Origin of the sequence: Streptomyces liliifuscus (genome assembly GCF_016598615.1) — a bacterium.
GTDB lineage: Bacteria > Actinomycetota > Actinomycetes > Streptomycetales > Streptomycetaceae > Streptomyces > Streptomyces liliifuscus.
This window is the reverse complement of the sequence record NZ_CP066831.1, coordinates 5,881,633-5,907,123: the sequence shown is the minus strand read 5'-3', so window position 1 is coordinate 5,907,123 and position 25,491 is coordinate 5,881,633. Positions and strand designations below refer to the sequence as shown.

At 70.7% G+C, this 25,491-nt stretch carries 26 protein-coding genes; 8 read left to right on the top strand and 18 right to left on the bottom strand.

The annotated features are described in order from the left end of the window. Positions 1-37: 37 nt before the first annotated feature. Complete coding sequence (locus JEQ17_RS25365) at positions 38-256, bottom strand: DUF397 domain-containing protein (protein WP_200397351.1); 219 nt, start codon at positions 254-256, stop codon at positions 38-40. Next, entirely contained in the window at positions 253-1,065 is an 813-nt protein-coding gene (locus tag JEQ17_RS25360; RefSeq protein WP_234048363.1) for a helix-turn-helix domain-containing protein, read from the bottom strand. The genes JEQ17_RS25365 and JEQ17_RS25360 overlap by 4 nt, the downstream gene beginning before the upstream one ends. Before the next feature lie 127 nt (positions 1,066-1,192). Here JEQ17_RS25360 and JEQ17_RS25355 point away from each other — a divergent pair, with 127 nt between their 5' ends. Further along, the gene (locus tag JEQ17_RS25355) at positions 1,193-1,363 is read left to right on the top strand and encodes a hypothetical protein (protein ID WP_234048362.1); all 171 of its coding nucleotides are present in this window, start codon (positions 1,193-1,195) and stop codon (positions 1,361-1,363) included. A gap of 44 nt (positions 1,364-1,407) precedes the next feature. Here JEQ17_RS25355 and JEQ17_RS25350 read toward each other — a convergent pair whose 3' ends face one another. From JEQ17_RS25350 to JEQ17_RS25340, 3 genes are all read right to left on the bottom strand, one after another. After that, on the bottom strand, positions 1,408-2,067 hold the full coding sequence (locus JEQ17_RS25350) for a DUF5063 domain-containing protein (RefSeq protein ID WP_200397350.1): 660 nt from the start codon (positions 2,065-2,067) through the stop codon (positions 1,408-1,410). Positions 2,068-2,150: 83 nt separating this feature from the next. Then, positions 2,151-2,750: a recombination mediator RecR gene (gene recR, locus JEQ17_RS25345; protein WP_055613476.1), complete on the bottom strand. Its 600-nt coding sequence runs from the start codon at positions 2,748-2,750 to the stop codon at positions 2,151-2,153. A 134-nt stretch (positions 2,751-2,884) separates the two neighbouring features. Next, positions 2,885-3,226, bottom strand: a complete 342-nt coding sequence (locus JEQ17_RS25340) for a YbaB/EbfC family nucleoid-associated protein (protein ID WP_079053092.1) — start codon at positions 3,224-3,226, stop codon at positions 2,885-2,887. A 266-nt stretch (positions 3,227-3,492) separates the two neighbouring features. On the opposite strand from JEQ17_RS25340, the gene JEQ17_RS25335 reads away from it, so the two are divergent. Beyond that, entirely contained in the window at positions 3,493-4,341 is an 849-nt protein-coding gene (locus tag JEQ17_RS25335) for an SLATT domain-containing protein (RefSeq protein ID WP_383391008.1), read from the top strand. Positions 4,342-4,511: 170 nt separating this feature from the next. On the opposite strand, the gene JEQ17_RS25330 is transcribed toward JEQ17_RS25335, so the two are convergent. The 5 genes from JEQ17_RS25330 to JEQ17_RS25310 form a co-directional block, all read right to left on the bottom strand. Continuing rightward, positions 4,512-6,029, bottom strand: a complete 1,518-nt coding sequence (locus tag JEQ17_RS25330) for a M20/M25/M40 family metallo-hydrolase (RefSeq protein ID WP_200397349.1) — start codon at positions 6,027-6,029, stop codon at positions 4,512-4,514. Between the two features lie 46 nt (positions 6,030-6,075). Then, positions 6,076-7,608 (bottom strand): substrate-binding domain-containing protein, encoded by a 1,533-nt coding sequence (locus JEQ17_RS25325; RefSeq protein WP_200397348.1) that lies wholly within the window; start codon positions 7,606-7,608, stop codon positions 6,076-6,078. A 158-nt stretch (positions 7,609-7,766) separates the two neighbouring features. Continuing rightward, a complete protein-coding gene (locus JEQ17_RS25320; RefSeq protein WP_200401710.1) occupies positions 7,767-9,785 on the bottom strand; it encodes a serine/threonine-protein kinase in 2,019 nt (672 codons plus the stop codon). A gap of 78 nt (positions 9,786-9,863) precedes the next feature. Next, on the bottom strand, positions 9,864-10,418 hold the full coding sequence (locus tag JEQ17_RS25315) for a MarR family winged helix-turn-helix transcriptional regulator (RefSeq protein ID WP_234048361.1): 555 nt from the start codon (positions 10,416-10,418) through the stop codon (positions 9,864-9,866). Beyond that, a complete protein-coding gene (locus JEQ17_RS25310; RefSeq protein WP_200397347.1) occupies positions 10,415-11,023 on the bottom strand; it encodes a type 1 glutamine amidotransferase family protein in 609 nt (202 codons plus the stop codon). Before JEQ17_RS25310 ends, JEQ17_RS25315 begins: the two co-directional genes overlap by 4 nt. A gap of 230 nt (positions 11,024-11,253) precedes the next feature. Here JEQ17_RS25310 and JEQ17_RS25305 point away from each other — a divergent pair, with 230 nt between their 5' ends. The 3 genes from JEQ17_RS25305 (at position 11,254) to JEQ17_RS25295 (ending at position 14,267) form a co-directional block, all read left to right on the top strand. Further along, on the top strand, positions 11,254-12,609 hold the full coding sequence (locus JEQ17_RS25305; RefSeq protein WP_200397346.1) for an aspartate aminotransferase family protein: 1,356 nt from the start codon (positions 11,254-11,256) through the stop codon (positions 12,607-12,609). Positions 12,610-12,710: 101 nt separating this feature from the next. Further along, positions 12,711-13,442 carry a GntR family transcriptional regulator gene (locus JEQ17_RS25300; protein WP_200397345.1) on the top strand — a complete coding sequence of 244 codons (732 nt, stop codon included), beginning with the start codon at positions 12,711-12,713 and terminating at the stop codon, positions 13,440-13,442. A gap of 174 nt (positions 13,443-13,616) precedes the next feature. Next, entirely contained in the window at positions 13,617-14,267 is a 651-nt protein-coding gene (locus JEQ17_RS25295; protein WP_200397344.1) for a hypothetical protein, read from the top strand. Positions 14,268-14,283: 16 nt separating this feature from the next. On the opposite strand, the gene JEQ17_RS25290 is transcribed toward JEQ17_RS25295, so the two are convergent. The 3 genes from JEQ17_RS25290 to JEQ17_RS25280 form a co-directional block, all read right to left on the bottom strand. Beyond that, complete coding sequence (locus JEQ17_RS25290) at positions 14,284-14,709, bottom strand: hypothetical protein (protein WP_200397343.1); 426 nt, start codon at positions 14,707-14,709, stop codon at positions 14,284-14,286. A gap of 123 nt (positions 14,710-14,832) precedes the next feature. After that, entirely contained in the window at positions 14,833-15,123 is a 291-nt protein-coding gene (locus tag JEQ17_RS25285; protein WP_200397342.1) for a hypothetical protein, read from the bottom strand. Between the two features lie 56 nt (positions 15,124-15,179). Further along, a complete protein-coding gene (locus JEQ17_RS25280; RefSeq protein ID WP_200397341.1) occupies positions 15,180-15,620 on the bottom strand; it encodes a hypothetical protein in 441 nt (146 codons plus the stop codon). A gap of 128 nt (positions 15,621-15,748) precedes the next feature. On the opposite strand from JEQ17_RS25280, the gene JEQ17_RS25275 reads away from it, so the two are divergent. Then, positions 15,749-16,585: a DUF5753 domain-containing protein gene (locus JEQ17_RS25275; protein WP_200397340.1), complete on the top strand. Its 837-nt coding sequence runs from the start codon at positions 15,749-15,751 to the stop codon at positions 16,583-16,585. Continuing rightward, positions 16,582-16,773 carry a DUF397 domain-containing protein gene (locus JEQ17_RS25270; RefSeq protein WP_200397339.1) on the top strand — a complete coding sequence of 64 codons (192 nt, stop codon included), beginning with the start codon at positions 16,582-16,584 and terminating at the stop codon, positions 16,771-16,773. The genes JEQ17_RS25275 and JEQ17_RS25270 overlap by 4 nt, the downstream gene beginning before the upstream one ends. Here JEQ17_RS25270 and JEQ17_RS25265 read toward each other — a convergent pair. The 3 genes from JEQ17_RS25265 to JEQ17_RS25255 all read right to left on the bottom strand — a co-directional run bounded on the left by JEQ17_RS25265 (position 16,749) and on the right by JEQ17_RS25255 (position 22,446). Further along, positions 16,749-17,798 (bottom strand): hypothetical protein, encoded by a 1,050-nt coding sequence (locus JEQ17_RS25265; protein WP_200397338.1) that lies wholly within the window; start codon positions 17,796-17,798, stop codon positions 16,749-16,751. The two genes, JEQ17_RS25270 and JEQ17_RS25265, sit on opposite strands and share 25 nt — an antisense overlap. A gap of 93 nt (positions 17,799-17,891) precedes the next feature. Next, positions 17,892-20,906, bottom strand: a complete 3,015-nt coding sequence (locus JEQ17_RS25260) for a helix-turn-helix transcriptional regulator (protein WP_234048360.1) — start codon at positions 20,904-20,906, stop codon at positions 17,892-17,894. 256 nt (positions 20,907-21,162) lie between these two features. Further along, positions 21,163-22,446, bottom strand: a complete 1,284-nt coding sequence (locus JEQ17_RS25255; protein ID WP_143640206.1) for an adenylosuccinate synthase — start codon at positions 22,444-22,446, stop codon at positions 21,163-21,165. A gap of 1,027 nt (positions 22,447-23,473) precedes the next feature. On the opposite strand from JEQ17_RS25255, the gene JEQ17_RS51050 reads away from it, so the two are divergent. After that, the gene (locus tag JEQ17_RS51050; protein WP_325176284.1) at positions 23,474-23,782 is read left to right on the top strand and encodes a hypothetical protein; all 309 of its coding nucleotides are present in this window, start codon (positions 23,474-23,476) and stop codon (positions 23,780-23,782) included. Between the two features lie 104 nt (positions 23,783-23,886). Here the strand turns inward: JEQ17_RS51050 and JEQ17_RS25245 are convergent, their stop codons facing one another. Further along, the gene (locus tag JEQ17_RS25245; RefSeq protein ID WP_200397336.1) at positions 23,887-24,519 is read right to left on the bottom strand and encodes a hypothetical protein; all 633 of its coding nucleotides are present in this window, start codon (positions 24,517-24,519) and stop codon (positions 23,887-23,889) included. A 168-nt stretch (positions 24,520-24,687) separates the two neighbouring features. Next, positions 24,688-25,488, bottom strand: a complete 801-nt coding sequence (eutC, locus tag JEQ17_RS25240) for an ethanolamine ammonia-lyase subunit EutC (protein WP_200401707.1) — start codon at positions 25,486-25,488, stop codon at positions 24,688-24,690. Positions 25,489-25,491: the final 3 nt, after the last annotated feature.

Below are 25,491 nucleotides of genomic sequence, written 5' to 3'. Positions count from 1 at the left end.
CCCCTGGGGGAGTGATCCAACCCTCGCTTCACACCGGTTAGGCCCCGTCCAGTGCTTGTGCAGCGCACGGACAACGTTCGTACAAAACGGAGACGAAGGCGGCCCAGGCGGAGGCGGGGACCTTCAGCTCCGGGCCGGGGGCGGCGAGTTTGGTGTCGCGTATGTGGATGACGGTCGGGGTCACAGCCACTTCGAGGCAGGCGCCGCCTTCGCCATCGCTGTAGCTGGCCTTGAACCACTTCAGCTCGTCGTTCACAGCTCATCCACCATCCGCTCGATGAAGCGGGTCGACTCGTCAGGGCCGAGGGCCATCATGCGGATCATGCTAAGCCGCTCGGTCTGCGCACTGACCACTGCCGGGTCAGAGGTCAACTGACTCGTGGACGGAGCCTCCGTGTAGGCGAGGCGATCGTGATCCCGTGTCTCCAGGAGCACCATCGGCCCGTGCAACGCGGCAGTCGTCGCCTTCCCGTAGGGCAGCACCTGGATCGAGACGTTACGCACGTTTGCGACCTCCAAGAGGTGCAGCAGTTGGTCCTTGTCGACGTACGGGCCGCGCAGTGCCGCCTCGTACAGCGCGTAGCTGCAAGCCGCCAACGGCTTGCGCGTGTGGAGTCCCTGGCGCTCCAGCCTCGCCATGACCCGCTCTTCGACGGTGTCCTCATCAAGGGGCGGAGTGTGGTTGCCGATCAGAGCCCTCGCATAGGCCTCGGTCTGCAACAGGCCGGGGATCAGAGCGACTTCGTACCACCAGAGGTTGATCGCCTCGCGCTCGTACTCCATGTAGTCCTGCGCCCTCGCCGGAAACCTCTCCCGCTTCAAGTAGTCCTTGGCCGCGCTCAGCAACCCCTCCGCATGACACAACTCATCCGCCGCGTCCAGGACGCGCGGCGTCGGCATGCGTACGCCCTGTTCCATGGACTTGATCGTGTCCGGGGAGTAGTTGGCGGCGGCGGCCAGTTCCTCGCGGGTCACGTTCGCCTTGGTGCGCCAGCGTTTCAACTGGTTGCCGCTGTAGCGCCAGTTGAGCGGCGACGGCGTGGAGGAGTTGTACTGGACTGACACTGCGGCCACCTCCGACCGATACACCCCGGCGTGTATCCCCTCGGTCACTACCGAGCGTAGCCGTACGACCGCCACCGTGTGACCATGACGAACGCAATCCCCCACGGCGAGGGCACACACATGGCCGTTGGGGGTGCAGCGGTTCGGCGGGGCCGGGAGCCGCACGGTCACGTACATCGGGATCCCGGCGCTGGACGGCAACACCTGGCCGTTGCAGTGGTACAGCGAGCCGACGCCCACCACTCCGTACGTGGACCCGGACCGGCTGCACGCGACGCTCGGCCTCCGCTGCGCGTGAGTGCGCTGTGCGAAGGCCGCGGCGACTCGCCTGTACGGCCGGGGCTACTTGACCTCGCGCAGGCCCAGCGGGCCGGCGATCTCCTCCGCCATCACCTTGCCGGCCGCCTCCGCGAGGGCTTCCTCGCTGAGGTCCTGGTCGGTGTCGAGGCCGTCCAGTTCCTCCAGGGGCTGGTTGAGGCGGACATGGGCCACCAGGGACTGGAGGGCCCTGAGTGTCGCCGACGCCGTGGAGCCCCAGTTGGAGAAGTACGAGAACTGCCACCACCAGAGGGCCTCGGTGGTGCGGCCCGCGCGGTAGTGGGCCATGCCGTGGCGGAGGTCGGTGATGACGTCGGCCAGGTCGTCCGAGATACGGGCCGGGACCGGGGGCTTGCGGGGCTCGTACGGGTCGAAGACCTCGGAGTAGACATCGACCGGGTCGAGCATCAGGGCGAGGCGCTCGCGGATGTCGTCGACGTCCGGCTCGGGGCCCAGGTCGGGCTCGTAGCGCTCGTCGGGGACGATGTCCTCGTGCGCGCCCAGGCGGCCGCCTGCCAGCAGGAGCTGGGAGACCTCCAGGAGGAGGAAGGGGACCGCCGAGTCCGGCTCGTCGCCCTTGGCGACCTCTGTGACCGCTACGAGGAAGCTCTCCACCTGGTCCGCGATCTGGACCGCGAAGTCGTCGGGGTCCTGCCCCGTCGCGTGCAGCGTGGCGTCAGACATCTAGAAGCCGGCCTTCCTCAAGGACTTCGACAAGGACGTCGGGAAGAGCTTCGTCCCGTGCGTCTCGTGCATCAACTACTCGTTCAGACATCCAGCAGCCGCCTTCCCTCGAAGGCGCGCCCCAGAGTGACCTCGTCGGCGTACTCGAGGTCACCGCCCACCGGCAGCCCGCTGGCGAGGCGGGTGACCCTGAGGCCCATGGGCTTGATCATGCGGGCGAGGTACGTGGCCGTGGCCTCGCCCTCCAGGTTCGGGTCCGTGGCCAGGATGAGCTCCGTGACCGTGCCGTCCGCCAGGCGCGCGAGCAGTTCTCTTATGCGCAGGTCGTCGGGGCCCACGCCCTCGATCGGGCTGATCGCGCCGCCCAGGACGTGGTACTTGCCCCGGAACTCGCGCGTCCGCTCGATCGCGACGACGTCCTTGGGCTCCTCGACCACACAGATCACCGTGAGGTCGCGGCGCGGGTCGCGGCAGATGTTGCACAGCTCCTCCTGCGCCACGTTCCCGCAGGTGGCGCAGAAGCGGACCTTCGCCTTGACCTCCATCAGGCACTGAGCGAGACGGCGCACGTCCGTCGGCTCGGCCTGGAGGATGTGGAAGGCGATCCGCTGCGCGCTCTTGGGACCGACGCCGGGCAGCCGCCCCAGTTCGTCGATGAGGTCCTGGACCACGCCTTCGTACACGGATTGCCTTCCTGTTCCTGCTCGTTCTTCAGCTGGTTCTTCAGCCCGCTCGGTACGTACCGTAGTCGTGCTCGCTCTCTTGGTACGTACGGTAGTTGGCGGTCGGCCGTCTTAGAAGGGACCGCCGGGTTGACTTAGAACGGCAGGCCGGGGATGCCGCCGCCACCCAGCCCCTGGGCGAGCGGGCCGAGCTTCTGCTGCTGGAGGGTCTGGGCGTTCTCGTTCGCCGCCTGGACCGCCGCGACGATCAGGTCGGCGAGGGTCTCGGTGTCCTCGGGGTCCACGGCCTTGGGGTCGATGACCAGGCCGCGCAGCTCGCCGGAACCCGTCACCGTCGCCTTCACCAGGCCGCCGCCCGCCTGTCCTTCGACCTCCGTCCGCGCCAGCTCCTCCTGCGCGTTCGCGAGGTCCTGCTGCATCTTCTGGGCCTGCTGGAGCAGCTGCTGCATATTGGGCTGGCCACCACCGGGAATCACGATCAGCTCCTGGTTTCGTACGGCTGTCCGGTGGGGTTTTCCACCTTGGGACGAGCCTACGTGGTCTGCCGAGCCGTCGCTCCAGCACTCTTTCGAGTGAGACGGAGGATTGGCCTATACCTGATCAACGCCCACGTCCGAGCGGAAAACCCCCGAAACCGGGTCCATCGCCACCCATTGGGAGGTAGTAAGGGTGCGGCGCAGCAGCATCTCGTGAACCTTGCGCCACGTTACCGTCACGCAACGTCACGAGTAGGGAGCGTCGGGTGAGCCAGCCGGACATGCAGCCCGAGGGATCGGCCCAGGACGGGGACGGTCGGGGTGATGGTGCGCGGGCCGGTGGCCTGAGGCCGGGGCCGGGAGGGTTCGGGCCCCGCGGACCCGGGCCGAGCGGTCCGAGACGTGGCATTCCCGGCCGGGGCGCGCTCGGGCCCGGCGGGCCGAGGCCCAGTGATCTCATGGGGCGTACGTTTCCGCTCGGGGACTGGGGGGAGCCGGCCGAGCGGCTCCACGAGCTGTACCGGTGGGTGGAGGCGGGGGCACTGGCCACGGCGTCCTGGTATCTCGCCGAGCGGGTGTGGAAGCGGCGGGGGGCGCGGGCGTTGCGGGCGGGGGCCGCGGCGGGGGCTCTTGCCGGGGTCGCGTTGCCGCTGCTCGATGTCACCGGGGTGGTGGGCGGGGGCGCCGTGTGGGGGTATCTCGGGATGCTGGTCGGGGTCGCGTGTGTGGCGGGGGACCGTTTCTTCGGAGTGACCGCCGGGTGGATAAGGGACGTGGCCACGGCTCAGGCCGTGCAGCGGCGGTTGCAGGTACTTCAGTTCGACTGGGCGTCCGAGTGTGTGCGGGAGGTTCTCGGGCCTACGGAGGGGACTGCGGGGGAGGCCGCGGAGCGGTGTCTTGGGGTGCTTCGGCGGTTTTCCGAGGATGTGGCTGAGCTGGTGCGGGTGGAGACGGCGGACTGGATGGTGGAGTTCCGGACGGGGGCGGGGCCGCTGGCCATCCAGGCGGGGGTGGGTGGGGCCGCCCGCGTCGACTCCGCTCCGCCCGGGCGGCCGCCGCTGCCGCCGGGCACCCGGCCGAACATGCCGCGCCAGCGACCGCCCGAGCCTCGGTAGGGCCTTTTTTCGCCCCCGCCGCCCCTACCCATTCCCGTCACTTCCTCAGGGGCTTCGCCCCCGAACCCCCGAAAAGACTGCGCAGTTCCCCGCGCCCCTAGGTACTAGGTACCTAGGGGCGCGGGGAACTGCGCGACAAGCCCCCACCGGCCCGCACACGAGAAACAGACCTATACCTGCGGCAACGGGAATGCCACAGGACCCCGCAGGCCCGCTCGGTTCACCGCTCTCACGCCGAAGAAGACGTTGTCCTTGGACAAGTCCACCTCGTGGGAGGTCGCGTTGCCGACCGGGATGATGTGGGTCCACTCGGGGGACGTGGTCTCGCGCCAGACGACCTCGTAGCCCACCAGGTCGGGCTCGGAACCCCGGGCCCACGTCAGCTCCGTGGAGTTCGTGAGTGCGGCCGTCAGGATCCTGGCGTTGCGCGGGGCGGCCGGAGCCTGGGCCAGGGTCCAGAGCGCGGCCGCGTTCACGCGGGCGACCCGGGCCGTGAAGGGGAAGTCGCAGAACTCCGGCAGATCGCCGAATTGTTTGCCGCCCTCGACCCGTACGTCCTGGTGCTGGTGGGCGAAGTCCTCGGCCGGCTCGGTGAACCGGGCGGCCGCGTAGCCCTGTTCGAGGAAGGGGATGTGGTCGCCGCCCCGGCGGTACCGGTCCCGGCGGTAGACGACCCGTACGTGCATACCCGTCGCCGAGTTGTCCCCGGTGTCACGGACGAACCGCGCCAACTGCCGTGACGGGGAGTCGTTCTCGCCGCCCACCGAACGGCGCGTCGCCGCCTGCTCGGCGGTCTCCGACGTGGGCACGCCTTCGGCGAAGAGACGGATCGTGTACGGGTCCTTCGTCCCGTCGTCCGCCCTCGAAGCGCCCACGATGTCGTTCGTGAACATGGCCTGCACGTCCGTGCCGGCCGCCTTGAACCGGGACGCCATGTGCGAGGCCCCGTACAGCCCCTGCTCCTCCCCCGCGACCGCCGCGAACACGATCGTCGACGCCGGGCGGCGCTTCGCCATCACCCGCGCCAGTTCCATCGCCACGGCGACCCCGGACGCGTCGTCGTCGGCGCCCGGGGAGTCCGAGGTGGCGTCCATGACGTCGGTGACGCGGGAGTCGTAGTGGCCCGAGACGACGTACACCCGCTCCGGGGTGACCGAGCCCCGCAGGATCGCCACCACGTTGGTGATGCGGGTCGCGGTCGGGATGCGGGACGCGGGTTCCTGGACGTACGACTGGAGTTCGGCCGTCATCCGGCCGCCGGACCCGGCGGCGTACGAGCGCATCTCCGCGAGGATCCAGTCGCGGGCCGCGCCGATGCCGCGGTCCGGGTCGTCCTGGGTGGAGAGGGTGTGCCGGGTGCCGAAGGAGACGAGTTTGCGGACCGTCGCCTCGATGCGGTCCGGGTCGATCTCCTTCAGCAGGGCGCGCAGTTCACGGGAGGGGGCCTGCGCGGTGGCCGGCGGGCGCGGGCCCGGCCGTTCGGCCTCGGCCGCCGTCGCGGGCCTCGCGGGCGTGTCCACCAGCTCGGCCGTCGGCATGACCGGAGCCGACGCCGCGGGCGCTGCGGACGGCCCCACCGTGACGGCTCCGGCGGCCGCAGTCGCGGCCAGGACGGTTCTTCTGCTGGGGCTTCTGCCGGAGTTTCCGCTGGGGCGTATGGGCGGGGTGGGTGTGGGGGTGGAAGACATGGATCCATGGTTGTGCGCGTGTCCGGCGCACACAAGAGTCCCTGCCTCACCCCTCGGCGCAGATCTTCTGCCCCACCGGCGTCGAGCACGGCAGATGACCGTGCGTGCGGACCACGTCCTGGCCGCTCCCCCGGCTGATGTACGTGAGGAAGCTGGAGACCAGCGAGTCGGCGGGCGGCTCGCCGTACGTGTACGCGTACTCGATCTCGCGGTACGGGTACTCGCTGTTGCCGTGTTCGATCTCCTCGACCGACGGGTCGTGGCCGTCGAGGGTGACCCGGTGCACGCCCTCGTAGCCGGTGGCGAGGTTGAGCTCGCTGTAGCCGATGGCGCCGGGGATGCGCGCGACCGTGCTCAGCACCTGGTCGGTGGAGAAGAGCTCGCAGCGGATGACCGGGGCGGAGGTGTAGTCCTTGCGCTCGCAGTCCGAAGAGGTGTTGGCGCCCTCGTTGCGTTCGAGGACATGGCGCTGGAAGACCTTGCGCGTACCGGAGTTGGCGTCGCGGCTGATCAGGTGCACGGGCAGGTCGGGGCCGCCGAGCTGCTTCCAGTTGCTGACCTTGTCGCTGTAGAGACGGCGTACCTCGGCCGTCGTGAGGTTCTTCACCGGAAGGCCCTCGTGGGCGACGAGCACGAAGACCGAGACGGCGACGCGGGTCTCGCGCAGCTGGTTCAGCCCGCTCGGCTTGGGGCCGTCGGAGAGGGCGATCACCGGCGGGGAGCCGCCCTTGGACTTGGCTCCCTGGGCGGCGAGTTGCTGGACACCGGCGGTGGAGCCGTGCGCGTCCACCTCGATCGTCGAACCCTCGCAGTCCTTCTCGTACTTGTCCGCCAGCTCGCGCATCACCGGCTCGAACGCCGTCGACCCCGTGACGGTCAACTGGCCCTGCTCGCAGCCGATCGGCGGCGGGGTGTCGTCGCGGGCGACCACGATGACGGCGAGCGCGAGGACGCACAGCGTGAGCATCCCGGTGATCAGCCGCGAGGGTCTGCTGAACAGCGGCGGCTTCTCGTCCGGAGTCGCACTGCGGTTGGGGTGCACCTCGCCGTCGCGGATACCGCCGATGAGCCGTATCCCGCTGCCCACGTCACCGCCCGACAGCAGCACGAGAAGCTTGAAGTGCTCGCCGCGGTTGAGCGGGACGCGCGGGATGCGCAGGGTGTTGTCCTGGTAGCCGAGGCCGTTCGACGGGGTGAAGTGGTCCATCAGGTGGTCGGTGTCGGGCGGCTGTGTGACCGACACCCCGCGGATGACGCGGTCCGTGAACACCGCGGTCAGACCGTGGAGTTCGCGCCCCGTGTAGTCCATGTCGGCGATGCTCTGCGAGCCGTCGTTCTCGATCCGGAGGAGGACGAGGGTCGCGTCCGCCATCCCCGGCGCCTCGTCGAACAGTCCGAGCCGTACGTTGGCTCTGCCGAGACGGACGTCGTCCCCTATCGGGTTGTCCATCTGTACGCGGTAGCCGATCCGTTTGCGGCGCGGCACCCGGCGCTCGTACCAGACCATGACTCCCGAGGCCACAATGCCGACGACCGCCGTGCCCACGGCCACCACGTTCTCTGCGCTCAGCCACTCCACTGGGTGCCCCCACCACTCCCGGAGTCCGACGGTTCGGACACTGTACGGGCGGTGAGTGCGGTATTCCGGTGACGAAAGCGGAAGTTCAGGCGCTGTTCAGGGGTGGTTGGGCCGGGCCCTCCCGCCGGGCCCTCGCACTGCTCCCTCCCGCCGCCCGCTCAGCCCTGTTTGGTGTACGTCAGTTCGTCGCCGTTGCTCGTGTTCACGCGGCGGAGGCGGCCGTCGGGGAGGACGGTCAACTCCGTTGCCTCGCCCGGGCTGCAGGACGAGGCCGGTTCGCCGACGGTGACCTCGGACGCGCCGATCCGGAGCGGACCGCCGGCGCTCGGGGTCTCGGCGAGTTGCGCCCGGAACACACAGTGGTACGTGCCGCTGCCGGCCGGGCCGTCCGCGGTGAGCGAGAGGACCGTGTCGCCCACCTCGCCCTGCTGGATGGTGAGTTCGCGGGTGTTGTGGCCCGTGTCGTTGTCGATGGACGCGGTCCAGGTGCCGAGGTACTTGACGGGGATCGCGCCGTCCGTCGGGGTCTCCTCCGGCGTGGTCGGCGGCGGCTGTGTGGGGCCCTCGGTGACCTGGCCCGGGGTCGTGGGCGCGTCCGCCGTCGGGGAGGTGGTGGGGTCGCCGCCCGCGCGGTTGTCTCCGTCGCCCTTCATCAGCGCGTACACGGAGGCGCCGGCGCCCAGCGCGACGATCAGCGCGACGATGATCAGGACTGCGGTGGAGCGGCCGCCTCTTCCCTGCGGAGGGCCGGGGTGTTGCGGAACCCCCGGGCCGTACGGGGGTGTTGGGCCGTAGGAAGGTGTGGGGCCGTAGGGAGGGGTCGAGCCCGGAGGGGGTGGGTGGCCGGCGGGCTGTTGTTGGTAGTGCGGGTAGCCGTAGCCGGCGGGCTGGGGGTGTTGTTGGGGGTAGCCGTAGGCGGGGTGGACGGGTGGGCCTCCCGGCGGGGTGGTCGGTGGGGGTGTGCCGGGCAGGCCCGTGGTCATGGTGGGGAGGTGGTCGAAGGGGGCCGCTCCCGGGGGGCCGGGTGGGGGTGGGGTGGGGCCGTCGGGGGTGGGGGCGTGTTGGTGTTCGGGGGAGGCCTCGGGGGGACCGGGAGTCTCCTCGCCCCCGCCGCCCTTGCCCTTCCCGTCCCTGGGGGCTGCGCCCCCAGACCCCCCGTCGGCCTGAACGGCCTCGGCCTCAAACGCCGGACGGGCTGAAATCAGCCCCTCCGGCGTTTGGGCAACGCTCTCCCTCTCCTTCGAACCCTCCGGGCTCTCCGGATCCTCCGTGTCCAGCAACTGCACGGCGTGGCGGCCCAGTTGGGCCACCAGCGTTCCCGGTAGCCAGGGGTCGCGGCTGCGGCCGTCCGTGACGGTGTCCTCGGCGCCTGTGCGCTCCAGGATGTCGTCGAGGGTCGGGCGGGAGGCCGGGTCCTTGCGCAGGCACTGGCGGACGAGGTCGGCGATGCCCTCCGGGACGCCCTCCAGGTCCGGCTCCTCCTGGGCGATGCGGAACATCAGGGCGTGCACACCACTGTTGGCCGTACCGAACGGCAGGTCGCCCGTGGCCGCGTACGACAGGACCGAGCCCAGGCAGAAGACGTCGCACGCGGGCGTGATGCGGTCGCCGCGGACCTGCTCGGGGGCCATGAAACCGGGCGAGCCGACGAGCGCGCCGGTGCGGGTGAGGCCGCCGTCGGTCACCGTCTCCAGGGCGCGGGCGATACCGAAGTCGATGACGCGCGGGCCGTCGATCGTGACGAGGACGTTCGACGGCTTGAGGTCGCGGTGGATCAGCTCCGCCGCGTGGATGTCCTTGAGCGCGTGCGCGAGGCCGGCCGCGAGAATCCGTACGGAACGCTCCGGGAGCGCGCCGTGGTCGTGCCCGACGACCGCTTCCAGCGAGGGTCCCGCCACATAGCCCGTGGCGACCCAGGGGATCGCCGCCTCCGTGTCCGCGTCGAGGACCGGCGCCGTCCAGTACCCGCCAACCCGCCGGGCGGCCAGCACCTCCTGCCGGAAGCGCGCACGGAACTCCTCCTGCTCGGCGAGTTCCTGGCGGACGAGCTTGACCGCGACCGTCCGCCCCCGGTCGGAACGCGCCAGGAACACCTGTCCCATGCCGCCGGCACCGAGCCGCGCCAGCAGTCTGTACGCGCCGATCCGCTGCGGATCGGCAGGCCCGAGCTTCTCCATCGGCATGCCGCCCTCCCCCGTACTTGTGCGACAGCCCGAGGATAGTGCGGCCGAACGGGGAGGTGGCCGGAGCGGTGTCTACGGTTCCGTAACAGCGGATGCCGTTTCTGTCACGGTTCGCACACCCGAATCCGGGCCCGAATCCGGGCCCGGGCCCGCGCTCGCCTCCGTGACCGTCTCCATCGCGCCGATCAGGCGCTCCAGCACCCGGACGGTCTCGGCCAGTTCGGCCTCGCCGAGGGTCTCCGCGAGGCGGTCCGCGAAGGCCGCGTGTCCGGGGGTGATCCGCCGGACCGCCGCGAGGCCCTCCTCCGTGGGGCGGAGGAGCTTGGCGCGGCGGTGGGCGGGGTTGGGCACGTACTCCGCGAGGCCCCGCTCGACCAGCAGATCGGCGATCCGCTGCACGCTCTGCCGGGTGATGCCCATGGCGCGGGCGATCCCGGACACGGGCAGCGGCTCCTTCAGTACGGCCCCGAGCACCTGCCACCAGGCGGCGGTGAGCCCGGCGGGGCGGGCCAGCTCCTCGGCCACGCCCATGAACTGGCCGTTCAGCCGGAAGATGCCGAGCGCGCTGCGGCTGAACAGGTCCTGCCGTGCCCTGTCCGCCCCGCCCGGCTCGTCCTTCGTACTCACCGGCCGGCCGCCTCGAGCACCGCGAACGCCTCCGCGTCCGAGTCGTGGAACAGCCGGTACCAGGCGTCGAGCACCTCTCCCTCGTACACCCCGAGCAGTCCGAAGACCTCCCGCGCGAACGCGACGGGCTCGGTGGGCCCTGCGGTGATCAGCCTGCCGTCCGTGACCGCGTCGGTGTCGACGTACCGCTCGCCGCCCTTGTATCCCGTGGCCGCCAGATAGAAGGAGACGGCACTGGTGTGGGCCCGGTCGTCGAGCAGCCCCTCGCGGGCGAGGCCGGCCGTGCCCCCGCAGATCGCGGCGACGGGCACGTCGGCGTCCAGGAACTCCCGTGCCTTGCGGGCGAAGGGGGCGAGGTCGTCGCTCGTGTCCCACAGATCGGCTCCCGGCAGGATCAGCAGCGAGCTGTCCTCGGGCCGCAGGTCGTCGAGGGTGACGTCGGGCTGGATCCGCAGCCCGCCGACGGACCGCACGGGGGCCAGAGACGCTCCGACCGTCCGGATCTCGTAGCCGCCCCTCGCGAGGTACGCGGTCGTGTGGCCGGTCTCCCAGTCGGCGAGCGTGTCGTAGACGGCGAGGTGTACGGGCTTGCGGTTGCCGTTCATGGTTCCTCCTCGGTCGTGCTGCTGGATACAGCCCTGCATGTTCGGTACGGCCCTGCATGTGCTTGTGTAAGCATGCTGTCATCACGACAGCATGCTGTCAACAGCTTCCCTGTTGCCGCGGCCGAGGCTCCCCGGGCGTCCCTACACACGACAACCTGTCGCGTTCCCGGCCGCACCGCAGACAGGACGCCGATGTCGCGCCCTCGCCCCGCGCACCTACGCTCGGCCGCATGACCCCTCAGCCCAATCCCCAGGCCGGCGCCGCCGTGAAGGCCGCGGACCGTGCGCATGTTTTCCACTCCTGGTCGGCACAGGAGCTCATCGACCCGCTCGCCGTCGCCGGTGCGGAGGGGGCGTACTTCTGGGACTACGACGGCAGGCGGTATCTGGACTTCACCAGCGGGCTCGTCTTCACGAACATCGGCTACCAGCACCCGAAGGTCGTCGCCGCGATCCAGGAGCAGGCCGCGAGCATGACGACGTTCGCGCCGGCCTTCGCCGTCGAGGCCCGGTCGGAGGCGGCACGGCTGATCGCCGAGCGGACGCCGGGGGATCTGGACAAGATCTTCTTCACCAACGGGGGCGCCGAGGCCGTCGAGAACGCCACGCGCATGGCCAAGCTGCACACCGGCCGGCCGAAGGTGCTCTCCGCCTACCGCTCGTACCACGGCGCGACCTCCGCCGCGATCAACCTCACCGGTGACCCGCGCCGCTGGCCGAACGACAGCGGGGCGGCCGGGGTCGTGCACTTCTGGGCGCCGTTCCTGTACCGCTCGCCCTTCCACGCGGAGACCGAGCAGCAGGAGTGCGAGCGCGCGCTCCAGCACCTCGCCGACACCATCGCCTTCGAAGGACCGGCGACCATCGCCGCGATCATCCTGGAGACGATTCCGGGTACGGCCGGGATCATGATGCCGCCGCCGGGATATCTGGAGGGCGTCCGCGCGCTCTGCGACGAGTACGGGATCGTCTTCGTCCTGGACGAGGTCATGGCGGGCTTCGGACGGACCGGGCACTGGTTCGCCGCGGACCACTACGGGGTCGTGCCCGACCTGATGACGTTCGCGAAGGGTGTGAACTCCGGGTACGTGCCGCTGGGCGGTGTCGCGATCTCGCCGGCCATCGCCGAGACGTTCGCGAAGCGCCCCTACCCCGGCGGGCTCACCTACTCCGGGCACCCGCTCGCCTGTGCCGCCGCCGTCGCGACCCTCAACGTGATGGAGGAGGAGGACATCCTCGGACAGGCCACCCGGATCGGCGCGGCCGTGCTCGGTCCCGGGCTGCGCGAGCTGGCCGAACGCCACCCGAGCGTCGGCGAGGTCCGCGGCACGGGTGTCTTCTGGGCCCTGGAACTCGTACGGGACAAGGAGACGCGGGAGCCGCTGGTGCCGTACAACGCGTCCGGTGCGGCGAACGCGCCCATGGCGGCGTTCGGTGCCGCGGCGAAGGCGCACGGTCTGTGGCCCTTCATCAACATGAACCGCACCCATGTCGTTCCCCCGTGCAACATCACGGAGGCGGAGGCCAAGGAGGGTCTGGCCGCGCTCGACGAGGCGCTCTCGGTGGCGGACGAGCACACGGTGTAGCGCGGGACCGGTGCGATCCGGGTGACCCTTTTCCGAACGCGTAAGGTGACTGGCTCGTAGACATGAGCGAGTACTTACCCGATCGGGGAAGGAACCGGACGATGCCCCGCACCGGCAGCGGCAATGGCGCCGTCACCCGCAGCACCCTGCGGCAGCAGATCGCGGACGCGCTCCGCGACGAGGTGCTGGGCGGACGTCTCAAGCCGGGCCAGGAGTTCACGGTCAAGGAGATCGCCGAGCAGTACGGCGTCTCCGCGACCCCCGTCCGCGAGGCCCTGGTCGACCTGTCGGCCCAGGGCCTGCTGGACGCGGACCAGCACCGCGGCTTCCGCGTCCACGAGTACTCGCTGAACGACTACCGGGGCATGATCGAGGCCCGCAGCCTGGTCACGGACAGCATCTTCCGCGGGCTGCTCGACGGGGAGGCCACCACCACCCGGGGCGCCCGTGCCGCGCTCGCCACCCGGATCGACGACCCGCGCACCGGTGCCGCGCTCGCCGGGGTGCGGCGGCGCGGCGAGGAGGCCCAGCGGGCGGCCGCCGCCGGTGACCTCAACATCCTCATCGGCTACGACCTGCGCTTCTGGCGCGAGCTCAGCGGGCTGTTCGGCAACCCCTACCTCGCCGACTTCCTGCACCGGCTGCGCGTCCAGTCCTGGGTGTGCGCGGTCCAGCACCTGCGCCGGGTCGACGATCTGCGCGGCCGTCTGTGGTCCGAGCACACGGCCCTCGTGGACGCCCTCACCGAACGCGACGCCCCGACCGCACACACGATCGTGACCGCGTACGACGCGCACTCGCTGGCGCTGATCGAGCAGCTGGTGGCGGACTAGGTCCGAGGAGCGGGGATCGAGGCGCCCGGGGCGGGGCCGGGGATCCGGGGCCGGAAGTGGTGGGTGTGGGGGTGGGGCCGTCAGGTGTGGGGTATTCGACGTTCACGGCGGGGCCCGACCGCGCTCGCACCCATTACGCTTTCTTGACCACCGTGCTACGCGAGGAGCTCTCTGTTGGCCTGTGACCTGTGGCTGGTCCCGCTCGTCGACGTGTTGTGCCACACCCCCGACAACCCCTTCGCCGAGGAACTCGCGCTCTACGACAAGGTCCTGGGCGAGGCCGGACTTCCGCCGGTGCCGGTCTACGCCTATATGCCGGGCCTCTCCGGCGATGTGGCACCGGTCGCGGGCTTCGACTACGACGCGCTGCACTTCCTGCGCCGCGCGTACCTGCTGCAGGTGTGCGGGCTCGCGGTGACGCCGGTCGACGAACTGGGCGGTGACTACGAGCAGTTGCTGGAGATGTTCGACGCGACGGCCCAGCAGTCCCACCTGGTCTGGCACTACGACCACGCGGGCGCGTACGTACCGGTGGACTTCCCGCACCCGCTGTCGAGCGACGAACTCCTCGCGGGCGGGGGTCCCTTGGGCTCGTCCCAGGCCCTGCTGCGGGAGCTGGAGTTCGTCGCCCCGACGATCGGCATCGACCCCGCCGTGCCTCCCCTCCCGCCGGAGCCCCCCATGGCCCCCACCGAGCTGGAGGAGCCGGCCGCGCCCGCGCCCTTCGACTCGAGCCCGTTCGCGCGCGAACGGCATGTGTGGCTGGGGCTGCACGCGGCGGCGACGCGGAGTCTGGCGCAGGGCTCGATGATCATCTTCAGCTAGCGCTGCCCTGTGAGTGTCAGGACGTGCACACGTCGGTCAGTTCGTCGGCGGCGGCGTCGATCCGGCTGGAGTCCGGGCTGGTGTCGCCGTCCAGGACGGCCTTGTTGTAGTCCTTGACGGCGTCGTTGAGGTCGTCGACCGCCTTGCCGACCTTGTCGTCGTCGACCTTGTCGCCGTCCGTCCTGTCGTTGATCCTGTCGAGGTTCTTCTCGATGGTGTCGATGGACGTGTCGGTCCGCATGGGATCCTTCACCGCGTCCGCACCGGCCTCGTGGATCGCCTTGAGGCTGTCGGCGATCGTGTCGGCGTTCTTGAGGCAGCTCAGGGAGTTGTCGAGGTCGTCGTCCTCGCATCCGGTGAGCAGCCCGGCGGCGAGCGTGACGGCTGCCAGGGTGGTGACGACGGTGACGGTACGGCGTACGGGGCGACGGTTCGCGGCCATGGAATCGGCCCTTCCTGGATCGGCTGGTGGTGCCGTCCACGATTCCGTCGTACTCGCGCGGCCACGAGGGACCGGCCCCCCGAGTCCGTGGTGTAGCGGGCTACACCATCGTCGCCCCGGCGGTCAGCGCAGCTCGGACAGGCCCTTCTGGAGATCCTCGCCGTTCATGATCGGGGTGACCTCGACCTCGGCGTTGAACTGGGTGAGGAACGGCTCACCGACAGGGGGCAGCTCCGAGCTGTCCTTCATGTCGAAGAACAGCAGGCAGGTACGCCGGCCGCCCATGGGCGCGAAGTACGCCGCCTCGGGCTTGAGATGGTCCAGGATCTCCTTGATCAGCTCCGGCATCTTCCCGCTGCGGATCGCTTCGTTCGACTTCTCCGTGTCCAGAGTGGCCTTGAGCATGACGCGCATCGCGCTCACCTTCTTCTGATCGACGCACGCACGTTTGCACTCTCAGCCTATGCCCGCTATGTGAGGTACGCCCACTCTTGCTCCTGCAGTGCGGTCCGCAGGAGCAGCGGGTGCACGAGGTGTTCGGGGGTCACCGGCCGGTACCGCCAACTCAGCGGCCAGGTCGGCCCGTCGAGCGCCGGGACCGGGATGTACGAGACGTGGCCCGGACCCGCGGCGAGCCGGGTGACTCCGTCGGGCCAGGCGCGGTGTGCCGTGCTGCCGGCCGGGACCAGGAAGTACACGGCCCGGCGCGCGTTGGCCTCCTCGACGACCGGTCCCGGGTTCCCACCCGTCATCCGCGCGAGGGTGTCCGCGAGGCGCCGGCCGCGGGATCCGTCGACCCGCACGGCGTCGAACCGGACGCCTGCTCTTCGGAGTTGGAGACCGGTGAGGGGGACCCAGTCAGGGGCGAGTGGGGGTTCGTCGAGGTTTGATTCGTGACTTTCTGTGTCCATGGGGACAGTTTCGGCAGGCCGGGCTAGCGTCTTCCATAACTCTGCGTCGACCGCTGGTAACGGTGGGGAAGTCGGCGTTGGCTTGTTGAGACCGGTTGAGTCCGGTTGAGTCCGGGGAGTGACTGCACATGGCGCGGGCCGAGAACAAGACTGAGGCTGGCGGAGTGACCCGTATGGTCGCCGACCTCGCGAAAGCACTGCGTGAGCAACAGCAGCTTTCCCAGGAGCAGTTGGGGCGGAAGATCGGTTACACCGGCTCGGCGGTCAGCGCGATGGAGACATGCGCGCAGCCCGCGAGCGACCAGATGCTGGTCAAGCTGGAGGAGACGATCGGGGCGGGGCTGGGGGTCTTCGAGAAGGCGCGGACGTATGTGCGGATGGACAAGTATCCGGCGCAGTTCAAGAACTATGCGTTGCTGGAGCAGCGGGCCCTGACCCTCTCGTCGTACGTGACGCTCGTGGTCGACGGCCTGTTCCAGACGGAGGCGTACGCTCGGGCGCTGATCAGCGGCGGCTATCCCCCACTGTCCGAGCAGCGCATCGAGGAGCTTGTCGAGGCACGGATGGCTCGCAAGGCGCTGTTCACCAGGGAGCCGCTCGCGTTGCTCGAGTTGGTTCTCGAGGAGTCCGTGCTGCGGCGTGTGGTGGGCGGCCGCGCGGTCATGTGCGAGCAGCTCCTGCACCTTGTCGAGTGTGCGCAACGCCGGAACGTAACTCTGCAGGTGCTGCCTCTGGACTCCGGTGCCCTTGGCGAACACGCAGGCGTGCGTGGTGAGATGAAACTGCTGGAGACTCCCGAGCACGACCACGTCGTATACCTCGAACCGCAGGACGAGAGCCTCCTGATCAGCGATCCGGCAAAGGTGAGTACGTACGCACAGCGGTATGCGAAGATCCGCGCACAGGCCCTCGGCCCTCGTGAATCGCTGGGCCTCATCGAGCGGTTGGCAGGAGAACAGGAATGAGCGGCGAACTCCGATGGTTCAAGTCGAGCTACAGCGACAGCGGTGGCGCTGACTGTGTCGAAGTCGCCCTCGCCCCCCACACCATCCACATCCGTGACTCCAAAAACCCCGGTGGCCCAGACCTCACCGTCTCCGGTGAAGCCTGGGCCGGGTTTCTCGCCGGTCAGTTGTACTTTCGCCAGTCGTAGGTCAACTGGTACTTGCCTCCGTGGCCGCTGAAGTTGATCGTCTTGTCAGGGCTGTTGTCCTGGCCACCGAACGTGTTGGTCAGGCCGTGGATCGCACAGCTGACCGTGTACGGCTTGAAGACGTCGTCGCCCCACAGGCCCTTCAGCCACTCGAAGACCTGGCCGACCACAAAGCCCACCGCGATGCCGACGGCAACGCCGACGGGCCCGCCGGAGACACCGATCGCCCCACCGATCGCGGCCGCGACCGCCGTGATGACCTTGTCCTTCACCTTGTCGAGCAGCTTGTTCAGGAAGTCCGCGAGGCCGCCCCAGTCGATCTCCGCGAGCACGAACGTGCAGAAGTACGTCTTGGGGAACGTCACCTTGCTGCTCTCGGTGAGGCTGAACGTCGTGAACCGCCGCGGCGGTGAGTACGTCTGCACGCCCCCACTGCTGAAGCTCTTCACACGGAACGCCGAGACCTTCTTGGTGTCCCCGTCCTCGTCCACAGACGTCCCGCCGAGGTCGATCTCGTCCTTGCCGATCTCGTTGGTCTCCTCGACACACTTGACCCGGTGGATGCGCAGCTCCAGATTGCGCAGTTCCACGCCGCTCGCCGCGGCGGCCGACGCGGTCCCCTCTCCGGTCAGCGCCTTGGCCATCCGCTCCAGCTCCTGGACCGGGAACTTCAGGTTCTGCGGGAACGCCAGCCTGCCGGTCTGCGCCTCGATGCCGGTCTTGGCCTTGAGGTCGACCTTGGCGAGGTCACCGAGCCGCTTCTGGCGGGCCGCCCCGCCGCCGAGCTCGGTCATGACCTTGTCCGCCGCCTGCTTCCGCTGTCCCTCGGGCAGCTCACGGAAGCGGCTCGCGAGCAGTTGTTCGACGCTGCCGGCCTCGTCCGGGAGCGGGTAGGAGCGGGGATCCGCATGGTGCGCGGCGACCTTGTCGGCCGCCAGCTGGATCTCCAGCGCTACCCGCTGGGCCACCGCCTTGAGTTTGGCGCTGGGTATGTCGGTGACTTCGATTTCCTTGTCATCGGCCATGAAAACTTCCCCCCTGTTTGTCTGATGGCGCGAGCCACAGACGCTAGGTCGCCGGCGCCGGGAAACAACCTCGGGAACGACCCGGGAGAGTCCCTAGTCCTGCCCCGGAAGCGCAACCTCCTGGCTCGCCAGCAGTGCGGCGAGGCGGGTGCGGGAGGGGACGCCGAGCTTGGCGTAGATGCGTCCCAGGTGGAACTCGACGGTCTTGACGCTGATCACCAGCTCCCGCGCCACCTGCCGGTTGGTCAGACCGGCCGCCACCCGCCCGGCCACCATCCGCTCCTGCGCGGTGAGCGACGACGCGTCGGCCCGGAGCCGCGCCTGCCCGGGAACGCCCGGACCGTCGACGCCCGAATCGGGTGCGCCCGAACCACCGACGGGCGCACCTCCGGCGGCCGAGCCACCGACGACCGGTCCGCCCACGACCGGACCCCCGACCGCCAACTCCCGCTCGCAGCGCTCCAGATCGGGCCGCGCCCGCAGCCGTACGAGAAGACCGCGGGCCTCGCGCAACTGCTCCCCGGCCCGGGCCCGCTTGGCCGTACGGCGCAGGAACTGTCCGTACGCGAGATGCACCTGGGCCCGCCCGAAGGGCTCCTGGGTGCGGCGGGCGTGCCACAGCGCGGTCCGGAACGCCTTCTCCGCGACGGCCGTGTCCCCGACGGCGGCCGCCAGGGTGCCCCGGCTCCGGGCGGCCCGCATCAGCGCACCCGCGCGGTCCCGTCGCAGGGCTAGTGCCTCGTACCGGCCGAGGACCCGTGCGGCCCGGCGATGCTCCCCGAGTTCGGTCCAGGCGTCGGCCAGCAGATCCGGCCACGGCACGGCACCCGGCTCGTCGCGGTGACCGAGGGGATCGAGGGCATCGAGGTGAGAGAGGGGATCGGCGGGGTCCGCTTGGCTCCCTTCGCCGTCGGCGTCCGGTGGAAGCAGCGGTTCCAGCGCGGCGACGACGTCCTCGGGCCGGCCGAGTGCCCGTGCCAGGTGGGCCTCGGCGAGCGCCGTCCACACGGACGATCCCATCCCCACGCCCGTCCCCGTTCCCGTTCCCCCGGTCATCCGCCGCAGCTGCTCCCGGGCCTCGGCGAAGGAGCCACGGGCGGAGTGGGTGAGGGTCGCGAGCATCCGGCAGTACAGGGCGGCGTACGACTGCCCGCCGCCGTCGGTGAGCGCCAGGGCCGGTTCGCAGTGGCCGAGCGCGGCGTCCCAGTGGCCCGCCCGGTACTCGGCCGCGGCGAGCGCACCGGCAGCCGTCATACGGAAGGGCGCCGTGTGGGTCCTGCCGGCCGCGAGCACCCCGGTGAGGTCCCGCAGGGCGCCGGTGAGATCGCCGGTGACCATCCGCAGCGTGCCGCGCCCCATCAGGTCCTGCAGCTGCGCGGGCGACGCCACGGCGGGATCGGGCAGCCGGTCCAGCGCCACGAGGGCGCGGGCAGTCTGTCCCGCCCGGCCGCTCGTCGCCGTGCCGCCGAGCGCCAGATGGCGGACCGTGTCGACGGCGGGCGCGTGCGGTGCGAGGCGCAGGGCGAGACCGGCCCAGTTGGCGGCCTCGGTGTCGCTGGCCGCGCCCCCGCGCAGGGCCGCGAACCGACCGGCGATCCGGGCGGCGAGCACCCGGTCGGCGACCGGATCGCAACGCCGCCAGGCATCGCGCAGCAGGCTCTCCGCCCGGTCCGGGTCGTCCTCGCCGAGCCGCCCCAGCAGATAGCTGCGCCACCCGCTCGCGGCGAACTCCCCCACCTGGGCGGCGACTTCGGCGGCGTCCGGCACGTCACCGGCCAGCAGACGGCACTCGATCGACTCCAGCGTGTACTGCTCGTACGCGGCCCGGCCGGGTGCGAGACGTGCCGCCGCCGACAACTGCCGCTCGGCCTTGTGCCACGCCCGTCCGGCGACGGACCGGCGTCCGCACGCGGCGAGTTCGGCGGAGAGCCCCGGCGCGGGGCCTGCCGCGGCGCGGGCCCGGTGGTGGAGGGCGGTCTCCTCGTCGCCGGCGAGGGCCGCGGCCCCGCGGTGCAGGGCGCGGCGCCGGGCCGGCCCGAGTGCGTGGTAGACGGCGGCGTGCACGACCGGATCGGGGAAGCGGACGACCGAGTCGTCAGGACGTTCCGTCAACAGCCCGGCACGGACGGCTTGTTCGAGCGCGGGCAGCGGATCCGCGAGTCCGGCGAGGAGCGCCGCCTCGGCGAGAGGACAGCACCGGCCGAGGACACTCGCCGCGGCCAGCAGCGCCTCCGTGTCGGGGCTGCAGGAAAGGAGCCGGGACCGGACGGAGAAGGCGCACGACCTGGGTGCCGGTGGCGTGGCGTCCGTATGCTCCAGGACCTCGCCGAGCCCGGCCCCCTCCCTCTCCAGCAACTCCCGTACGTACGCCGGATTGCCGCCGGTGTGCTCGTACAGCCGGGCGGCGGCGCGGGCGGTCAGGGATCCGGGGCCCAACGCCTCGCCCAGGGTGCGGAGTTCGGCGGGTGCCAGCCCGCCGAGCCGGATCCGGACGGCCGCGCCGCCCCCGAACAGCCGCCGCTGCCCCTCCGGAACGCGCGGATCGGCGATGTCCCTGACCACCACCACGACCATGACGCGCGGGACACCCAGGACGCTCAGCCTGCGCGCGGCGAAGCCGAGGGCACCCAGCGAGGCAGTGTCGGCCCACTGGGCGTCGTCCACGACGAGGGCGACCGAGTCCCCGCAGGTCCTGTCCCGGCAGGTCCCGTCCCGGCCGGTCCCGAACCGGCAGGTCCCGAACTGGCAGGTCCCGTCCGGCTCCTGGAGTTCAGGCATCTTCTGGAGCGTCTCCAGCAGCGCGATCCCCCCGGCCCGCGGATCGGCCCAGGGACCTGAACCTGGACCTGGACCTGGACCTGGACCTGGACCTGGACCTGGACCGATGAGCTGTTCCAGCACCCCGTACGGGAACGCGGTCGCGCCGTCCTCCCCCTCCGCGTACAGCACACGCGGCACATCTTCGAGGAAGTGCCGTACGAGCGCGGTCTTGCCGCTCCCCGCGGGCCCCTCCACCAGCACCCGCTGCGGCCGTCCGCTGCCGGCCCTCTCCCGCGCCCGGGCCAGAGCGGCGAGTTCCTCTTTCCGTCCGACGAACACCTGCCTCATGGCCCATCCCCCCGATGGCCCGCCGTTTCCCGCATCGTGCCACCGACCCCGCCCGGCGTCCCGGGCCGGGGCCAACCCCTTGGACCGCAGGCCCCGCCCACGTCCCGCGAGGTCTCTCCCGCTCCGGCAGCACACCGTCCGGAGACCGGAAAACGCTTGCCGCGGACGCGTCCCTACGCAGAGAGGCCCATACGCAGAGAAGTGGGGCTCCGGCCGGACCGGACACCCCACTTCACTGCCGGATGAACCAGATGAACTAGATGAACGAGTTGATCTCGATCGTCTCGTCGCGGCCCGGGCCGACTCCGATCGCGGAGATCGGGGCGCCGGACATCTCCTCGAGCGCCTTCACGTAGTCCTGCGCGTTCTTCGGGAGGTCCGCGAAGGTCTTGGCCTTCGTGATGTCCTCCGACCAGCCCGGCAGGGTCTCGTAGATCGGCTTCGCGTGGTGGAAGTCGGTCTGGGAGTACGGGAGTTCCTCGACGCGCTTGCCGTCGATCTCGTACGCCACGCAGACCGGGATCTCCTCCCAGCCGGTCAGGACGTCGAGCTTGGTGAGGAAGAAGTCGGTCAGGCCGTTGACGCGCGTCGCGTAGCGGGCGATGACCGCGTCGAACCAGCCGCAGCGACGGTCACGGCCGGTGGTGACACCGCGCTCGTGGCCGATGCGGCGCAGGGCCTCGCCGTCCTCGTCGAAGAGCTCGGTCGGGAAGGGGCCGGCACCGACGCGCGTGGTGTACGCCTTCAGGATGCCGATGACCCGGCTGATCTTCGTGGGGCCCACACCCGAGCCGGTGCAGGCACCGCCGGCGGTCGGGTTGCTGGACGTCACGAAGGGGTACGTGCCGTGGTCGATGTCCAGCAGCGTGCCCTGGCCGCCCTCGAACAGGACCACCTTGTCCTCTTCTAGCGCCTTGTTGAGCACGAGGACCGTGTCGGCGACGTACGGGCGCAGCTTCTCCGCGTACGTCAGCAGTTCCTCGACGACCTGCTCCGACTCGATGGCGCGTCGGTTGAAGACCTTGGTGAGGAGCTGGTTCTTGCCGTCGAGGGCCGCCTCGACCTTCTGCATCAGGATCGACTCGTCGTACAGGTCCTGGACGCGGATGCCGACGCGGTTGATCTTGTCCGCGTAGGTCGGGCCGATACCGCGGCCGGTCGTGCCGATCTTCCGCTTCCCGAGGAAGCGTTCCGTCACCTTGTCCACCGTCACGTTGTACGGCGTGATGATGTGCGCGTTTCCGCTGATGAGGAGTTTGGAGGTGTCGACGCCTCGCTCGTTCAGTCCGTTCAGCTCGGAGAACAGGACCGACGGGTCGACGACGACTCCGTTGCCGATGACCGGAGTACACCCCGGCGAGAGGATTCCGGAAGGGAGGAGGTGGAGGGCGTACTTCTGATCGCCCACGACTACCGTATGGCCGGCGTTGTTGCCGCCCTGGTAGCGCACCACATAGTCCACGGAACCACCGAGCAGGTCGGTGGCCTTTCCCTTGCCTTCGTCACCCCACTGAGCACCGAGCAGCACAAGTGCGGGCACGCGCGTACACCCCTTCCGGGCGGGGCATGTCCAAGGTCGGGGACGTACGCGGCTGGTTCTGGTACGGCTGCGTACGCCGGCGACCACCTTTGGCCGCGACCGTCGGACCGGATGCCCCGGAATAGACGAAGCCCCTGGCGCAATAGCGCAAGGGGCTCTTGCACAAAGATGCTACCCGAGGAAGCGAGGCAGGACCGAGGTGTCGACTTCCGACCAGCTCCTTGTGGTCATCGACCCGGTCGCCCGTCACGGTGACGGTGAGGCGGTGCGGATCGCAAAAGACGTGCTCAGCGCGGGTGCGACGACGAAAGTGTGCCTTCCTGACGGGCCCGAGGAATTCGATCGGGCACTTGCCAGGAGAGGGTCACGACGGCCTGTCGTGATCGGGGACGACCGGGCGCTTTTGCGCGCGGTTTCCGTTTTGTACCGGCGGCGCGAGCTGGCCGGATGTGCACTGTCCCTGGTGCCGGTGGGTGTGAGCGGCGGAGCGCTGTCGCTCGCGCGGGCGCTGGGGGTGCCCATAGGGGCCGTCGCCGCGGCCCGGGCCGTGCTCGAAGGGTCCGAGCGGCGGCTCGATCTCCTGGTCGACGACAGCGACGGGGTGGTGCTGGGGGCGCTGCGGATTCCGCCGTTGGCGGGAGGTAGGTGGGGGGCTGCCGGGGCGGGGGTTGGCTCGGGTGGAGGTTTGGGGGCTGGGGTTGGTTCTGGGGCTGGCGCTGATGCCGGGTACGGGACTGGTTCTGGGGCTGGTTCTGGGGCTGGTTCTGGTTCTGGGGCTGGCAATGGGTCCGGTTCTGGGTCCGGGGGCGGCTCCCGGTTGGGCTTGGGGCTGGGGTTCGGATTGGGCTCGGGTTCCGGGGCCGGATCCGATTCCGCGTCCCGTTCCGGGTCCGAGTCTGCGTCCGGGTCCGCGTCCGGGTCCGGGTCCCGTTCCGGAAGTGGTTCGGAGGACGGCGGCGGGCATCACCATCACTGGCTTCGTACCTGCCAGTCCCTCGTACGGACCCTCGCCGCCCGGCCCGCCCGGGTGCCGGCCCCTGCGGTCACCGGGCCCACGCGGCTGCGGATCGAGGTCGACGGGGTGACCCTCGTCGACCTCGACCAGCCACTGGAGTCCGTGTGCGTCATGCCGGGTCGGGTGGGCGGGGGTGCGCGGGTCGAGGTGCGGCCCGCTTCCGTCGGCGCGGAGGCCGCTCTGCTGGAGGCCGTGGCCCGGACGATCACCGTCTCCGGGTCGGACTTCCGGTACCGGGCGGACGCGATGGTCGCGGGGCCGGTGCGAACGCGGACGTGGACGGTACGGGAGGGGGCGTGGGGGCTGACGTTGCCGGGGTGACCGGAGCACTCCGCGGGTGAGCACGGCGCCCCGTCCGGGCCGACGGGGCTCCGGGGCTCCGGGGCTCCGGGGCTCCGGTTGCCGTCGGCCGAACGCGGGGTGGGTCAGGCGGTGGGATCGGTCGGACCGACCGCCTGCTGCGGGAACGGCAGCGGGAACGGCGGGGCCGCCACCTGCTGGGCCGGCGGCTGCAGCTCGGTCAGGACAAGGGCGCTGGAGGGTACAGCGGCGCGCAGGGCATGGAGCTGGAGGAGGGCGACGTGGAGCTGCTCGATGCCCTCGTACGCCTCGAATGCCAGCACCAGACGGGCCCGCGTCTCCAGGGTCTGCCACGCATAGCGCCGCCGGAGGTTGGTCATCTGCCGTGCGTCGGCGCGCAGGAAGGTCGAGCCCGCCGAGAAACCGGCCGCCAGCAGGGCCAGGACGGCCGCCGGGACACGAGCACCCGTGGAGGCCAGGCCCGCGGCGCCGGAGACCCCGGCCAGGACGGCCGCGGGAAAACCGAGACAGATGTTGGTCGCGTTCCACAGCTTGCCGCGCCGCTGCGCCCGCCGCGCCCCGATGCGCGCTTCGTCGATGAGCAGCTCGACCTCGGCGCGAAGAACTCGCATGCGTTCGTCGACGTCGGCTCCACCGGCGGGCGACCCCGCCAGGATGCGCGGGACGACGGGATCACCAGGCGCGTCCGGAACACCCGGAACACGCGGAGCCGTCGGTTCGAGATTGTTGTCCGGCACGAATCCCCCTGTGTGCCAACGGAGTTGGAGGCAAGCCGGAGTGTAGGGGACCGTGTCCGTCCGAGGGGCCGTGTCCGTCCGAGGGGCCGTGTCCGTCCGAGGGGCCGTGTCCGTCCGAGGGGCCGTGTCCGTCCGAGGGGCCGTGTCCGGCCGGAGAGTGGCGTCCGCCTACGACAGCTTCGTCGGTGTCGTCGGTGTCGTCGGCAGTGTGTCCGACTCGTCCTTCAGGTTCACCCCGGTGAGACGCAGCTCGCGGGCCCGGCGCATGAGGACCGTCAGCTTGGCGGCAGCCGTCTCGTAGGACAGGCCCAGCGGAGGCCGGATGTTGGAGAGGCAGTTGCGGTCGGCGTCCGTGGTGTGGCCGGGGCGGGGCGCGTACGTGAGGTATGCGCCCAGGGAGTCCGCCGCCGACATCCCGGGCCGCTCGCCGACAAGGACGACGACCATGGCGGCACCCACCGCGTGGGCGACATCGTCACCGAGCGCCACCCGGGCCTGCTCGGCCAGGACGACCGGCGCGACCCGCCACCCGCCAGGCAGCCGTGCCGTCACCGCACGGATCAGCGGCGCCGCGTGGTCGTGGACGGCCCGGCTCGACAGCCCGTCCGCGACGACGAAGACGACGTCCCAGTCGTCCCAGGCACCGCAGGTGTCACGCGGCAGGTGCGCCCGGTCGACGTCGTCCAGCCTGCGGCCCAGGTCCGGTCGCTGGAGGTACGTCAACCGGTCGGGAGCCGCGCTCCGGACCCGTACCGTCGGCACACCCGGCAGCGCGGACGCCACCACGTCCGGGTCGAACGGCGAGTGCACCGCGTCCCGCGCCGCCGCGTGCGCGGCCTGGAGTTCGAGGCGGTGGCGCGTGGGCAGGGCGGAGCCGGCCCGGCCCAGCCCGATCCGCGCCTGGGTGTGCCGCCGCAACCCGGCCCACAGCGCGGCGTCCGACGGCTCGGGAGCCGCCACCCCGTCCATCAA